At 72.5% G+C, this 13,447-nt stretch carries 14 protein-coding genes; 5 read left to right on the plus strand and 9 right to left on the minus strand.

The features are described 5' to 3' along the window. The 7 genes from ACZ7L4_RS07535 to ACZ7L4_RS07565 all read right to left on the minus strand — a co-directional run bounded on the left by ACZ7L4_RS07535 (position 1) and on the right by ACZ7L4_RS07565 (position 8,163). A complete protein-coding gene (locus ACZ7L4_RS07535) occupies positions 1 to 1,560 on the minus strand; it encodes an AbgT family transporter (RefSeq protein WP_472100591.1) in 1,560 nt (519 codons plus the stop codon). Between the two features lie 15 nt (positions 1,561 to 1,575). Further along, the gene (locus ACZ7L4_RS07540) at positions 1,576 to 2,523 is read right to left on the minus strand and encodes a CE1 family esterase (RefSeq protein WP_472100593.1); all 948 of its coding nucleotides are present in this window, start codon (positions 2,521 to 2,523) and stop codon (positions 1,576 to 1,578) included. Between the two features lie 66 nt (positions 2,524 to 2,589). Then, a complete protein-coding gene (locus ACZ7L4_RS07545) occupies positions 2,590 to 3,363 on the minus strand; it encodes a creatininase family protein (RefSeq protein WP_472100595.1) in 774 nt (257 codons plus the stop codon). Then, positions 3,360 to 4,058, minus strand: a complete 699-nt coding sequence (locus ACZ7L4_RS07550; RefSeq protein ID WP_472100597.1) for a FadR/GntR family transcriptional regulator — start codon at positions 4,056 to 4,058, stop codon at positions 3,360 to 3,362. The genes ACZ7L4_RS07545 and ACZ7L4_RS07550 overlap by 4 nt, the downstream gene beginning before the upstream one ends. A gap of 93 nt (positions 4,059 to 4,151) precedes the next feature. Next, a complete protein-coding gene (locus ACZ7L4_RS07555; protein WP_472100599.1) occupies positions 4,152 to 4,784 on the minus strand; it encodes a response regulator in 633 nt (210 codons plus the stop codon). Beyond that, complete coding sequence (locus ACZ7L4_RS07560) at positions 4,781 to 5,986, minus strand: sensor histidine kinase (RefSeq protein ID WP_472100601.1); 1,206 nt, start codon at positions 5,984 to 5,986, stop codon at positions 4,781 to 4,783. Before ACZ7L4_RS07560 ends, ACZ7L4_RS07555 begins: the two co-directional genes overlap by 4 nt. A gap of 5 nt (positions 5,987 to 5,991) precedes the next feature. Next, entirely contained in the window at positions 5,992 to 8,163 is a 2,172-nt protein-coding gene (locus tag ACZ7L4_RS07565) for an MMPL family transporter (RefSeq protein ID WP_472100603.1), read from the minus strand. 166 nt (positions 8,164 to 8,329) lie between these two features. Between ACZ7L4_RS07565 and ACZ7L4_RS07570 the strand changes: the two genes are divergently transcribed. From ACZ7L4_RS07570 to ACZ7L4_RS07590, 5 genes are all read left to right on the plus strand, one after another. Continuing rightward, a complete protein-coding gene (locus ACZ7L4_RS07570) occupies positions 8,330 to 9,151 on the plus strand; it encodes an ABC transporter ATP-binding protein (protein WP_472100604.1) in 822 nt (273 codons plus the stop codon). A 106-nt stretch (positions 9,152 to 9,257) separates the two neighbouring features. Continuing rightward, on the plus strand, positions 9,258 to 9,638 hold the full coding sequence (locus tag ACZ7L4_RS07575; protein WP_472101944.1) for a cell division protein SepF: 381 nt from the start codon (positions 9,258 to 9,260) through the stop codon (positions 9,636 to 9,638). A 109-nt stretch (positions 9,639 to 9,747) separates the two neighbouring features. After that, on the plus strand, positions 9,748 to 10,914 hold the full coding sequence (locus ACZ7L4_RS07580; protein ID WP_472100605.1) for an ATP-binding protein: 1,167 nt from the start codon (positions 9,748 to 9,750) through the stop codon (positions 10,912 to 10,914). After that, the gene (locus ACZ7L4_RS07585; protein WP_450810790.1) at positions 10,911 to 11,288 is read left to right on the plus strand and encodes a nucleotide pyrophosphohydrolase; all 378 of its coding nucleotides are present in this window, start codon (positions 10,911 to 10,913) and stop codon (positions 11,286 to 11,288) included. Before ACZ7L4_RS07580 ends, ACZ7L4_RS07585 begins: the two co-directional genes overlap by 4 nt. A 224-nt stretch (positions 11,289 to 11,512) precedes the next feature. Then, positions 11,513 to 12,016 carry a DUF6099 family protein gene (locus tag ACZ7L4_RS07590; protein WP_472100606.1) on the plus strand — a complete coding sequence of 168 codons (504 nt, stop codon included), beginning with the start codon at positions 11,513 to 11,515 and terminating at the stop codon, positions 12,014 to 12,016. A 97-nt stretch (positions 12,017 to 12,113) separates the two neighbouring features. On the opposite strand, the gene ACZ7L4_RS07595 is transcribed toward ACZ7L4_RS07590, so the two are convergent. Beyond that, complete coding sequence (locus tag ACZ7L4_RS07595; protein ID WP_472100607.1) at positions 12,114 to 12,302, minus strand: hypothetical protein; 189 nt, start codon at positions 12,300 to 12,302, stop codon at positions 12,114 to 12,116. Positions 12,303 to 12,502: 200 nt separating this feature from the next. Beyond that, positions 12,503 to 13,426, minus strand: coding sequence for an LLM class F420-dependent oxidoreductase (locus ACZ7L4_RS07600; protein ID WP_472100609.1), 924 nt, complete (start codon positions 13,424 to 13,426; stop codon positions 12,503 to 12,505). Between the last annotated feature and the right edge of the window lie 21 nt (positions 13,427 to 13,447).

Consider the following 13,447-nt stretch of genomic DNA (forward strand, 5'->3'; position numbering starts at 1 on the left):
TCAGCGCACCGGCGCCCCGGGTCCCAGCGGAATCCCCAGCGCCCACCACGCGAGGAACAGCAGCGTCCACGCCGCCGTCATCGCGATGGCCAGCGGCAGCGTGTACGCGGCGAGGGTGCCGATGCCCGCGTCCTTGCGGTAGCGCTGGAGGAAGCCGAGGGCCATGACGAAGTACGGGCTCATCGGGGTGATCGCGGTCGACCCGGAGTCGGCGATGCGGAACAGGGCCTGGGTCGTCTCGGCCGGCACGTGCGCCAGCATCAGCATCGGTACGAGGACGGGCGCGGCCAGCGCCCACATCGCGGAGCCGCTGGTCACCATGACGTTCACGACGGTCAGCAGAAGCAGGATCAGCAGGAAGACGACGACGATCGGCATCCCGCTGTGCTCCAGGAGCTCCGCCGCCCGCACCGCCAGGACGTCGCCGATGTGCGTCCAGTCGAAGTAGGCGAGGAACTGGGCGATCGCGAAGAACAGCACGAGGACCGGCGCCATCTGCTTCACGCCTGCCGCCATCAGCTTCGGTACGTCGCCGGGCTTCGCGATCGAGCCCGAGCGCGCCCCGTACACGATGCCGGTCAGCGCGAACAGGATGGCCACGACCGCCGCGATGCCGTCGATGAACGGCGACTCGACGATGCTGCCGCCGTCCCCGCGCAGCGGCGAGGACGTGGGTGCGAGCGCCGCCACGACCAGCACCAGGCCGCCGCCGAGCGCGAGCAGCGCGCGTCGCAGCGCGGACCGTTCGCGCTCGCTGAGGTCCAGCGTGCCGAGGTCCTCGACGTCGGCGTCGGGGTCCGGGTCGAGATCGGGCCGCTTGGCGAGCACCCAGCGCGTGACCAGTGTGATGACCGTGGCCAGCAGGAGCGAGGAGGCGATGTTGAAGAACCAGTTGGACAGCGGCGACACATACGCGTCGTCGCCGCCCGCGATCTTCGCGGCGGCCGTCGTGATGCCCGCGAAGATCGCGTCGTTCGGCGTGGGCACCGGGCTCGCGTCGTAGCCGGAGGCGATCGACGTGTACGCCACGACGATGCCGAGGATCGGGGAGCGGCCCACGGCACGGAAGGCGAGCCCGCCGAGCGGCACCAGGATGATGTACGCGGCGGCCGACGCGACGTGCGCCACCGTCCCGGCGAACGCGACGGCGAACACCACCCACGACGCGGGCACCCGCGCGACCCCGACCTTCATCGCGGCGGACAGGAACCCGCTGCGCTCGGCGACGGCGACGCCCATGATGACGACCACGATCGTCGCCATCGGCGGGAACTCGGCGAAGTTCGACACCATCGTCGAGACCGCCATGGCGAGCCCGTCGCCGCTGAGCAGGTTCTGTACGACGACGGTCTTGTGGTCGGCGGGCGACACCACGGACACGTCGAGCCCGGCGAGCACGGCGCTGACGACGGCGAGCACCGCCGACAGGATCCAGAACAGCCAGAACGGATGCGGCAGCGCGTTCCCCGCCCGCTCGACGACACCGAGGGCCCGGATGACGAAGGGCAGCCGCGCCCCCTCGGCTCCGGCGGGCGACGGTGCCTCTCTCTGTACGGTCATGATGGCGGCTCCGAACTAGTGCGGTGCGGACGGGAGTTGGTGGTTGCCGAAGAACGCCCACATCACCTCGTGGGCCTGGATCGTCTGCGTGGTGTAGCCACCGCCGCTGTAGCCGTCGGCGCCCGGCCAGGTGTGTCCGCCGTCGGTGACCGCGACGTGTGCCACCTCCGCGCCGCCCGCGCAGCCGGTCCACCGCGACGTCGTGATGTCGGGCTCGGTCACCTGGTCGGGCGTCCGGGTGCGGCAGCCGTCCCGGTCGGCCCACTCGCGCACCCAGTCCCGGATCGCGGGCAGCCCGCGGTCGGCGTCGCCCGCGTACGGGATGGTGGCGTCGCCGGTGCCGTGGAAGTCGAGGACGGGCATCGGTCGCTCCGGGTCGCAGCCGCCCTCGCGGGTGCCGGGGTAGAAGGCCCCGGCGACCGGGGCCACGGCCGCGAACCGGTCGGACATCCGGCAGGCGAGCAGGCCGGTGAACCCGGCGCCGTTCGACTTCCCGGTGGCGTACACCCGCCGCTCGTTCACGCACAGCGAGCCTTCGAGCGAGTCGAGGAGGTCCCCGGTGAACGCGACGTCGTCCACGCCGGCCGCCGCGTACGGGGCGCCCTGCCAGGCCTGCCGCTCCCCGTCGCCGGTGCCGACGACGCCGTTCGGGTAGGCGACGATCGCGGGCAGCGTGGACAGGCGGGAGAACGCCTCGGTGCCCGCGCCGGTGTTGCCGCGCCCGTGGTAGGCGACGATCAGCGGCCAACTGCGGTCGGGCGTATAGCCGTCGGGGAGATGCAGCTGATACGTGCGCTCGCGGCCGCCGCTGGTCATGGTGTGCGCGGCGCTGGTGCCCGGCGGTTGCGGGGCGGGGGCGCCGCAGCCGCCGGAGCGGGGAGAGTCGGCGGCGTGGGCGGGGGCGAACGGGACGGCGACGAGCATGGCGGCCAGTACGCAGGCACGCCGAAGTAGACCCTTCATTGCGGCTCCTAAATGAGGGTTGCTCAGAGGGACGACGGTCAGGTGCGCGGGGGGCGGGTCAGGGGGTTACAGGTCGAGCCATTCCTCGACGAACGCGGACACGCGCTCGACGGCGGCGGCCACGATGGCCGCCCCGTCCTCGGCCGTGGCCGACGTCGGGTCGCCGAGCACGCCGTTGGCGCTCAGCTCGTCGTAGGGCAGGGTGAGTGTCGGCTGGGAGAAGGAACGGGCGAGGCGCGCCTCGGGCTTCAGCTCGTCCATGGACACGGAACCCGGCCGCAGCCGCTCCCGATGGACCAACTCCGGTGCGAGGTGCAGCATTTGGGCGGTCTCGGCCTCGCCGCTGTGGCCGTGCACCTCGCTCACGCCCATGCCCGCCACCACGCCGGAGGCGAGCGCGGTCACCGGCGACCAGGCGAACCGCACGTCCGGATGGGACACGAGCAGGTCCTGCGCCACGGTGGTCAGCGCCGCGTTGTTCCCGCCGTGCCCGGTGAGCACCAGGAACCGCCGCCAGCCGTGCCGCCGCAGGCTCTCCACGTACTCGCGCACAACGGCGGCGAACGTGGTCGTCGTCAGCGTCACCGTCCCCGCGAACGCCATGTGGTGCGGCGAGACGCCGACCGGGAGCGGCGGGCCGATCACCACACGGCCGGCGAGCCGGGTCCCGACGAGGTCGGCGATCCGCTCGGCGCGGATGGTGTCGGTGGCGATCGGCATGCCCGGGCCGTGCTGCTCGTAGGCGCCGGCGGGGATGATGACGACGGGGGCGCGGGTGACGGCCTCAGTGGCTTCCTCGGTCGTCAACTCGGCCAGCCTGAGTGGCTGTTCGGGGCTCACGCGAGCTCACCTCCGTCGGGGAACTCGGCGCCGAGCACGGTGTCCCGGATCGCGGTCAGGTGCTCGCGGGTGAGCCGTTCGGCCGCCGCCGTGTCCCCCTCGCGTACCGCCTCGACGATCTGGAGATGCTCGGCGTGGTCGCGCTCCCGGTCGTTGTAGCGGTGCCGGATCTCGACCTGGTCGCGGGCGCGGACCTGGAGCAGCGCCTCGACGGTCTCCTTCAGCAGCGCGTTCCCGCTGGCCGTCGCGAGCGCCACGTGGAAGTGCACGGAGCGGCGCAGCGACTCCTCGGGCGGGAACAGGGCGTTGGCCGCCGCGTGCTCCAACTGCTCGACCCCTTGCGGGAGTCGGATCCGGGCCGCCTCGGCCGCCACCGCCGGTTCGACGACGAGACGCGCCTCGACGAGTTCGAGCACGGACCGCCGGGAGGTGCGCGGCCGGTGCGGATTGGCGAGCAGCCGCCGCTCCACGCCGGGCCCGACATACGTCCCCGAACCGTGCCGGAACTCCACGACCTGCATGGCCTCCAGGCGTCGCAGCGCCTCCCGCACGGTCGGCGTCGTCACCTCGAACCGCTTGGCCAGCTCGCGCGAGGAGGCCAGGGCGTCGCCGGGGGAGAGCCGTTCGGTCCGGATGATCTCGACTATGTCGTCCGCGAGGCGCTCGGACAGCGAGGGTTGATCGGCGTAACTCATAAAGTGAATAGATCACTTGGTCAGTGGGGGTGTCAACGGTCGTGCACGGTTCCGGTTTTCCGGCCCGCGACCGGGGCCCACGGCCCCCGCGCCCTACAGCACCCCGCGCTCCATCGCCACGACCACGGCGCGTGTGCGGTCGCTGACGTCCAGCTTCGCGAAGATGCGCAGCAGGTGTGTCTTCACGGTCGCCTCGCCGATCACGAGGCGCTTTGCGATGTCGGGGTTGGAGAGGCCGTCCGCGACCGCCGTCAGGACGTCGACTTCGCGCGCGGTCAGTGCCGTCTGCGTCGGGCGGCGCAGCTTCGCCACGAGCTTCTGTGCGACGCGCGGGGCCAGCACCGTCTCGCCGCGCGCCGCCGAGTGGATCGCGTCGACGAGCTGGTCGCGCGTGGTGTCCTTGAGGAGGTAGCCGATCGCGCCCGCCTCCACCGCGCGTTCGATCTCGGTGTCCGTGTCGTACGTCGTCAGGATCAGGACGCGGGTGCGGCTCGGCCCGGCGACGATCCGCTCGGTCGCAGCCACCCCGTCGAGCCCCGGCATCCGCAGGTCGAGCAGGGCCACATCGGGGGCCAGATCCTCGACGAGCGCGACGCCGGAGCGGCCGTCGTCCGCCTCGCCGACGACCTCGATCCCGGGCTCCGGCGCGAGCAGGGCGACGACTCCGGCCCGCATCACGGTGTGGTCGTCGACCACGACGACCTTCAGCTTCGCGGCGTCGGTCATGCTCGCTCCTCCTCGGCCCGGGTGCCGGGCAGTTGGGCCAGTACGCGGGTGCCGTCCCCCGGTGAGCTGGTGACGGTCAGCTCGCCGCCGAGTTCGGCGAGCCGCTTGCGCATGCCGTCGAGGCCGAAGCCGCGCGCCGAGGACACGTCGAAGCCGTGGCCGTCGTCGGTGATCTCCAGATCGATGCCGTACGCGGCCTGCTCCAGGACCACGACGACGGTCGAAGCCGCGGCGTGCTTGCGGACGTTGGCGAGCGACTCCTGCGTGCAGCGCAGCAGCGCGATCCGGGTCTGCTGGTCGCAGTCGGCCTCGGCCAGCTCGGCCTCCACCGTGATCCCGGTGTCCTCGGCGAACCGGTCGAGGGTGCGGCGCAGCGTGCCCGCCACCGACCCCTGGGCGCCGCCGCCCGGTGGTGGCGTGGCGCCGACGAGGGCGCGGGCCTCCGCCAGGTTCTCCCGCGCCGTCTGCTCGATCGACGTCAACTGCTGGGCGGAGCGTGCCGATTCGGACGCGAGACCGGCGCGGGCCGCCTCCGCGAGGACGATGATCGAGGCGAAGCCCTGGGCGAGCGTGTCGTGGATCTCGCGGGCCATCCGCTCCCGCTCGTCCGCCGCACCCTGCTTGCGGTGCGCCTCGGCCAACGCCTGTTGCGTGTCCGCGAGTTCCTCGCTCAGCCGCTGCGTGCGCGCCTCGCCCTGCTCGGTGACCCGGTGCACGAGGAGGCCCACCGTGGACCCGGCGGCGTACCCGGCGAGCGTGAACAGGACGTTGCCGCCGAGCAGTTGGGTGCCCGGGTCTCGCCCGGCGATGGTGCCCGCGGCCGTGAGCGCGGCCGCCGCACCGCTGAGGGCGAGGGCGGCGCCGGGCCCGGACGCGTAGATCCAGAAGTGCGGCAGCGACACGATGAACAGGGCGGCGCCGCTGCCCATCGTGTACGCCACCGCGCCGACCCCGGCGGCGAGCAGTACGAGGTAGCCGGTCGGCCGCAGCAGCTCCCGCCCGGGGAACATCGCCACGGCCGCGTATGCGCAGGTCATGGCGGACAGCAGCACGAATGTCGGGTACTTCGTCCCGGCCGGGGTGTCCGCCACCGCGAGGGCGGGCGGCACCAGTCCGCACAGCACCCACACCACGGCGTTCCAGCGGTGGAGCACGGGCACGGTGGGCCCAGGGGCGAGGAGAGGCGCTCGGCTGCTGTCCACGGCGGTCAGCCTACGTTCGCGAGCGGACGCCCGGCCGTGGACTTTCCGGCTCGCAGCGGCCCGCGCGAGGGCCACCAACTCCGCTCGCCCAGCAGCAGCATGAGCGCGGGCAGGATCAGCACCCGGATCACGAAGGCGTCCAGGAGCACCGCCACGGCCAGGCTGAACCCGATCTGCTTCATCTCGATGAAGTGCAGCGACACGAAGCTCGCGAACACGGTCACCATCACGAACGCCGCGCTGGTCACCACCCCGGCCGAGCTGCCTACCCCGTCGAGCACCGCCTGCCGCGTCGGTACTCCGCGCTCGGCGGCCTCCTTGATCCGGCTGATCACGAACACCTGGTAGTCCATCGAGAGCCCGAAGAGGATCACGAAGAGGAACAGCGGCACCCGCGAACCGATCGTGCCCGTCGACTGGAAGTCGAGCAGCCCCTCGGCCCAACTCCCCTGGAAGACAAAGGTGAGGACGCCCAGCGAGGCGGCCGCCGACAGCAGGTTCAGGGCGACACCGACGAGGCCGAGCGTCACGGACCGGAAGGCCCACACGGTCATCGCGAACGTCACGAGCAGCAGCGCCCCGATGATCAGCGGCAGCTTCTCCTTCTGGTGCGCGGGATAGTCGGCGTAGCGGGCGACGTCACCGGAGACGGCGACGTCTATGCCGCCGCCCAACTCGCCGACGGCACGCGGCAGATACTCCGTGCGCAGCCGCTCCAGCGACTCCTGCGCGGGCTTCGTGCTGACGTAGTGCGGGACGGGCAGTTCGAGCGAGGTGACGCGGTGGTCGGCGGAGCCGCGCAGGCGGTACGTGCCGTTCAGGCCGGGGTCGTCCTTGGCGTCCTCGGCGAGCGAGCGCAGCGCCTTCGCCACCTCGTCCGCACGCCCCGCGCCGGCCCGTACGAGAACCTGATGTGACGCCTTGACCTCGGGGAACGCCGCGTTCAACCGGTCGAAGGTGGGCATCGACTGGGTCTGCCGCGAGTGCGTCTCACGGCCCATGTCGGTGAGCTTCAGGCCGAGCAGGGGAGCCGCGAGGGCCAGCATCGCGAGGACCGCGACGATCAGCACGGCACCGGGCCGGCGAGCGGTGAGGCGCAGCAGGGCGTTGTGCCGTACGGGCTTCGGCTGCCGCACCTTCCGTGGCTTGCGGGCGGCGCGGCGCTCGGCCCGCGCCCCGATCTTCACGAGAAGCGCGGGCAGCACCGTCAGCGAGCTGACCACGGCGACCAGCGTCACCAGGATCGCGGCCGTCGCGATCGACGAGAAGATCACGTCGTCGGCGAGATACAGCGTCGCGCTGGACACGGCGACCGCGAACCCGGAGAGCACGACCGCGCGACCGGACGTGGCGGCGGCGATCTCCACCAGGGCCCGCGAGTCCAACTTCCCGCCGGAAAGCGCCCGTTCCTCACGCTCCCGCTTCAGATAGAAGAGTGTGTAGTCGACGCCGACGGCGAGCCCGATCAGCAGAATGATGTTGGTGCCGACCCCCGCGTCGGGGAAGACGTGCGAGGCGAGCATCGACAGACCGATCGACGCGACGATCGCGGACAGCGCGAGCAGCAGCGGCACCGTCGCCATCGCCACGGACCGGAACACGAGCAGCAGCGTGAGCAGCGTGATGGGCAGCGCGATCATCTCCGTACGGGAGAGGTCGCTGCCGCGCAGCTTGTCGACGCCCTGGCTGATCGAGGGCCCGCCCGTCTCCTCGACGCGCAGCTCCGGGTGCGCCTTCTGCACCGCGGCGGTCTGCGCCCGCAGCGGATCGACGTGCTTCTTCCCGTCGAGCTCGGCGCCCTTCATGGTGATGTCGACGCGGACCGCCCAGCCGTCCTTCGACCACACGGGCCCGGCCACGGACCGCACCTCGGGCAGCCCCCGCATCCGGCCGGTGACGTCCTCGGCGACGGCGGCGCCCGCCGCCCGGTCGAGGCGCCCGGGGCCACGGCCCTCGATCAGCACCCGCTCGACGGGCCGCTGCGCGAGCCCGCCCTCCCGGGCGATCGCCTCGCCGCGCCCCGCCTCACCGACACCGAAATCGGCGGACGTGGCGGCGTTGCCACCCACGGTGATCCCGGCGCCGAGGCACAGGACGACGAACAGGAACCAGCCGGCGATCGCCCTCCAGGGGTGCCCGGCGCTCCAACGAGCCATGCGTACGGGGTAGTTGGTCATGGCGTCCATGCTGGTCGCGAGGGTGCGGGCGCGGACAGCGGCGACCGGTGGAACCCGGGGTCCACCGGTCGGTGGACCCCGCGCCGGTCCACGACTCGGACGCCCGCCCGGATAAATGCCATTTACAGCTACTCTCCGTCCGTCGAACGACGAGGCTGGAGGCGCCATGAACGGGACGGACGGGAACCGGGGCGAGGGCCGTGCCGTGGCCGCCCTCGACGGCGTGGGCATGCGCCGCTTCACCACCGGCCAGGTCATCCTCGACGACATCGACTGGACCGTGCGGTCCGGCGAGCACTGGGCGCTGCTCGGGCCGAACGGCGCGGGCAAGACCAGCATCCTGCGGCTCGTCGGCGCCACGAACCACCCCACCACCGGCACCGTCGAGGTCCTCGGCCATCGGCTCGGCCGCGTCGACGTCCGCGAGCTGCGCGCCCTCATCGGCCACGTCTCCACCTCGCAGCGCGTCCCCCAGGACCTGCCGGGCCACACCGTCGTCCTCACCGGCCACAGCGGCACCGTCCAGCCGCTGTGGAAGTCGTACGACGACGAGGTGCGCGAGCGCGCCCACGCGCTGCTCGCCGAACTCCAGATCAAGGAGCTCGCCGACCGCCCGTACGGGGTGTGCTCCGGCGGGCAGCGGGCCCGCCTCCTCATCGCCCGCGCCCTCATGGCGGACCCGGCGCTGCTCCTGCTCGACGAGCCGTTCAACGCGCTCGACCTGCCCTCGCGCGAGGACCTCATCGACACGATGCGTCAGCTCGCGGCCGGACGGCCCGAGTTGGCGACCGTGACCGTCACCCACCACCTGGAAGAACTCTCCCCGGCCATCAGTCACGCCCTCCTGCTGCGCGAGGGCCGCGTCCTCGCGAGCGGCGCCGTGGACGACGTCCTGACGAAGGACCTGATGACGTCCTGCTTCGGGCGTCCCATCGAGGTCACGCGGCATGCGGGGCGCTGGCTGGCGCGCTCCGCCGACCAGGTGTGACCGGACGCACGGGCTCCGGAGTGTGTCGGTGTTGGGCCGAACGGGTTACATCGCGTAAGAATTGGGCGGTGCAGACACAAGTGCGAGCCCAAACGGGGTGGGGGAACTGAACAGCCACGACGTCACCGACGAACAGTGGGAAGGGCTCGCCCAGGTCGTGCCGCTGCGCAGCCGCAACGAGTGGCCGTCAGCCGTCGACCACCGGGCGATGCCCGAGGCGGACACCGAACCGCGGCGCCGCTTCGTGGTCCTGCGCGTCAACGTCTTCGGCGACGCGCGCGAGGTCGCCGAGACCGTCATGTCCGGCATACCGGTGCTGCTCGACCTGACCGGCGCCGAGACCGAAGTCGCCAAGCGGGTCCTGGACTTCAGCAGCGGCGTCGTCATGGGCCTCGGCTGCGGCATGCACCGCGTCGACCGCAACGTCTTCCTGCTGGCGCCTCCCGGCACCGAGGTCCAGGGGCTGGTGCAGGGCGCCGTGTCCTGAGCACGGCCTGGTGGACGTCCGGGCAAGCCCGCGAGGCATAGTCCCCCGATCGTAGGAAGGGCGTTCCGCGCAAACGGTTCTGCGCATCCGGCCCGCCTACGTTCGTCCCATGACCGTGCTCCGCCGGGGCTCGACCCCGACCCCCGGCGCGTCTCCCGACCGACCGCGCGTGACCCGGCTCAGGCTCGCCGCCTTCGCCCGCCACCGCGGCACCATCGCCGCCCTCGGCCCGTTCACCGCCGTGTCGGGTCCCAGCGGCAGCGGCAAGTCCAGCCTGCTGCGCGCCTTCGCGGCGCTCGCGGGACTCGGCGGCGGAGCACACCTCGCGGACGTGTTCCCCGACCCACGGGCCTACGTTCCCGAACGCGCGCGGCCCGACGCCGAACGACGCCGCGGATTCCACATCGGCTGCACCGTCGAAGGCCCGGCGGGACCCGTACGGCTCGACCTCGCCGTCCAGGCCGAACCCGAACTCCGCGTCGTCGGCGAACGACTGACCGGGCCCGACATCACGTACCTGGAGACCGCCCTGCGCGACCCTGGCAGGCGCGACGTCCAGGCCGCCTGGCACACCGCGGGGTCCGTGCCCGTGACGCGCGGTCCGCTGCCGGACGACCTGCTCGGCACGGCGATGCTGCCGCTGCGCGTCGCCGGCCGCACCGAGGGGCAGCGCAAAGTGCTCGCCGCGGCCGAACAGGTCGTCGTCGGCCTGCGCTCCACCTTCGCCTGCGACCCCGACCCCACGCGGATGCGCACCCCCGCCCCCGCGGCGGCCGACCGGCTGCACGGCGGCTGCGACAACCTCGCCGCGGTGCTGCGCCGCACCGGCGCCGAGTGCGCCACCAGGCACGGGCTGTTCGTCGCGGCGGCCCGTGCGGGGCTCGTGGGACCGGTGACCGACGTACGCGCCGTGGCGGCGCCCAACGGGTCCGTGCGCGCGGTCGTGGACCGCGGCGGCGGGGTGACCAGCCCCGTCGAGCGGCTCGCGGAAGGTGAGTTGAGGTACCTGGCCCTCGCGCTCGTGCTGCTCACCGGGCCCCGCGTGCTCGCCGTCGACACGGCCGCGGAGGTCCCGGAGGCGTACCAGAGCCTGACGATCCTCGCGGACGGCTTCGACCGGGGCCTCGACCGCACCCAGTGCGCCGAACTCACGGCGCTGGCCGCCCGGATGTGCGCCCGGGGGCACATCCGGCTCGTCGCCGCGGTGGGCGAGGGGTCCGAGGCGGAGCGGGGAGCGCGGGCCGAGGGGGCGACGATGGTAGACCTGGGGCGATGAACGAGGAACGTGAAGAGGACCAGGTGCACGAAGAACGCCGACCGCTCGACGTGGCGGGCCTGCAGGCGCGGCTGGCCCGGTTCGCGGTCGCCCGCGACTGGCAGCCCTTCCACACGCCGAAGAACCTGGCGGCCGCGCTGAGCGTGGAGGCGTCCGAACTGGTCGAGATCTTCCAGTGGTTGACCCCCGAGCAGTCGGCCCGCGTGATGGAGGACCCGGAGTCCGCGCACCGGGTCGAGGACGAGATCGCCGACGTCCTCGCGTATCTCCTGCAACTGTGCGAGGTCCTGGGCGTCGACGCGCTGGCCGCGCTGTCGGCGAAGATCGACCGCAACGAGCGGCGGTTCCCGGCGCGGGGCGAGGGAGCCGGATAGGAGCCGGGCGAGCGAATCGGGCGGGGGATCCGGACAGGCCGGGCGGAGGCGCCGGCTCCGCCAACTGCCCGCCGGAGCACCGATTGTCACTCTCCGGAGTCATCGACTTATCCACATCGAGCCTTGTGTCCACAGATTTCGGGCTTCCCCTGGCTTTTCGCCGCACATGCCTTCACTCTGGGTAGTGGACGAAGGAGTTCGGGCGGGAGACGGACGGGGACGCGATGGATGCGGTACGGCTCATCGGGGTCGGCCGACGGGCCCTGGCGCAGAGCCAGGACCCGCGGGACATCATGAGGGAGGCATGGCAGGCACAGGCGTTGGCGCAGGCGATGGGGAGCCGCCTCGCGATGCAGGGGCCACCGGAATTACGGGGCGAGGCGCTGGGGCTGAGCGAGGCGGGGGCGCGAGGCAGCGGCGGATCGGCGACGCCGGTCGTGGGGGCCGGGGGAATACGGGCGGCGCAGCTGACCGAACTGGGGGATGTGCACCGGGCGTTGACGGACCTCGGAGCGCTGCTGGGCGACGTGGGCATAGCGCTCGTCGCGGTGGCGAGCGAGTCGTTCGAGGAGGGGGCCTACTGGCAGTGCATGGAGGCGATCGACGCGGCGGACGAATCGCGGGACAGAATCCTCGAGATACTGCGGCGGCTCCCGGAGGGCGGCCGTGCGCTGCCCCTCGCAGACCGAGCGCCCGCGCCGGAGCCGGACTCGGACTCGGCGGCGTGACCCCGGCGGGCGCGCGCACGGCCCGGGGCCCGGCAGGGCCCGGGCTCCGGAGCCGACCCGTTGGCGCCGTGGGCGCCTGACGCGGTGGGCGTCCCGCTCAGCTGTCTTCGCCGATCGGCGGCGAATTCCTGGGCGGCTGCTGGAGGTCGGCGTCGAGCTGAGTCAGGTCGGCGTTGAGCGCGGCCATCAGCTCTTCCATCTGCTGCAGCAGACCCTTGGGTGCGCCCTCCTGCTCCGGCGCGGGCGTGTCGTGCACGGCCTCATCGGGCACGGCTTCCTGGGACATGGCGGCCTCCTCGGCCCTCGCCCTCCCTCGGGGGAGGGGAGTTGACGCAATCGTGACGCCCGGCAGCGACCGCCGGCGCGGGTGCCGGGCGGTCCGGCTCCGCCCGAGTCAACGAGCGCGACGGGGGCCGGGTCACTGCACGTCCCCGCCGCTGCGCACCAGGTTGACGCGATTTCACCCGCCCGTGGTGCCGCCCCGTCTCAGCTCAGGTGCGGGGCCACCTCCGAGGCGATCAGGTCCAGGTGGTCCAGGTCGTCGAGGTCGAGGAACTGGAGGTACATGCGTTGGGAGCCCACGGCTTGGTAGGCGGCGAGGCGTTCGACGACCTCGGCGGGGGAGCCGGCGAGACCGTTGGCCTTGAGTTCGTCGACGTCGCGGCCGATGGCGTCGGCGCGGCGCTTGACCTCGGCGTCGGTGCGGCCGACGCAGGCGATGAGGGCGTTGGAGTAGGTGAGCGCGTCCTGGGCGCGGCCGTACTCGCCGGCCGCGGCCTTCACCCGCTTGAACTGCTGCTCGGTGTCGGCGATCGAGGCGAAGGGGATGTTGAACTCGGTGGCGAAGCGCGCGGCGAGCGCCGGGGTCTTCTTGGCGCCGTGGCCGCCGACGAGGATCGGGACGCGCGGCTGGGTGGGCTTGGGCAGGGCGGGAGAGTCCTTCAACTGGTAGAAGGTCCCGTCGTAGTTGAAGCGCTGCCCGACCGGCGTCTCCCACAGGCCCGTCACGATGGCGAGCTGCTCCTCAAGGCGCCCGAACTTCTCCTTCGGGAACGGGATGCCGTACGCCGAGTGCTCCTCCTCGTACCAGCCGGAGCCGAGCCCCAGTTCGACGCGGCCGCCGGACATCTGGTCGACCTGCGCGACCTGGATGGCGAGCACGCCGGGAAGCCGGAAGGTGCCGGCGGTCATCAGCGTGCCGAGCCGGATCCGGCTCGTCTCGCGGGCGAGTCCGGCGAGCGTCGTCCAGGCGTCCGTGGGCCCCGGCAGACCGTCGACGGATCCCATGTGGAGGTAATGGTCGGAGCGGAAGAATGCGCCGTAGTTCAAGTCCTCGGCGGCCTTGGCGACGCGGAGCAGCGTCTCGTAGGTGGCGCCCTGCTGCGGTTCGGTGAATACGCGAAGATCCATGCACCCATCATGCAGGTCAGG

The organism is Streptomyces sp. NPDC107575, assembly GCF_055657265.1.

Coding starts and splice junctions, on each gene's coding strand:
- ACZ7L4_RS07535 (WP_472100591.1), bottom strand. CDS start 1,560: ATGACCGTACAGAGAGAGGCACCGTCGCCCGCCGGAGCCGAGGGGGCG.
- ACZ7L4_RS07540 (WP_472100593.1), bottom strand. CDS start 2,523: ATGAAGGGTCTACTTCGGCGTGCCTGCGTACTGGCCGCCATGCTCGTC.
- ACZ7L4_RS07550 (WP_472100597.1), bottom strand. CDS start 4,058: ATGAGTTACGCCGATCAACCCTCGCTGTCCGAGCGCCTCGCGGACGAC.
- ACZ7L4_RS07555 (WP_472100599.1), bottom strand. CDS start 4,784: ATGACCGACGCCGCGAAGCTGAAGGTCGTCGTGGTCGACGACCACACC.
- ACZ7L4_RS07565 (WP_472100603.1), bottom strand. CDS start 8,163: ATGACCAACTACCCCGTACGCATGGCTCGTTGGAGCGCCGGGCACCCC.
- ACZ7L4_RS07570 (WP_472100604.1), top strand. CDS start 8,330: ATGAACGGGACGGACGGGAACCGGGGCGAGGGCCGTGCCGTGGCCGCC.
- ACZ7L4_RS07580 (WP_472100605.1), top strand. CDS start 9,748: ATGACCGTGCTCCGCCGGGGCTCGACCCCGACCCCCGGCGCGTCTCCC.
- ACZ7L4_RS07585 (WP_450810790.1), top strand. CDS start 10,911: ATGAACGAGGAACGTGAAGAGGACCAGGTGCACGAAGAACGCCGACCG.
- ACZ7L4_RS07590 (WP_472100606.1), top strand. CDS start 11,513: ATGGATGCGGTACGGCTCATCGGGGTCGGCCGACGGGCCCTGGCGCAG.
- ACZ7L4_RS07595 (WP_472100607.1), bottom strand. CDS start 12,302: ATGTCCCAGGAAGCCGTGCCCGATGAGGCCGTGCACGACACGCCCGCG.
- ACZ7L4_RS07600 (WP_472100609.1), bottom strand. CDS start 13,426: ATGGATCTTCGCGTATTCACCGAACCGCAGCAGGGCGCCACCTACGAG.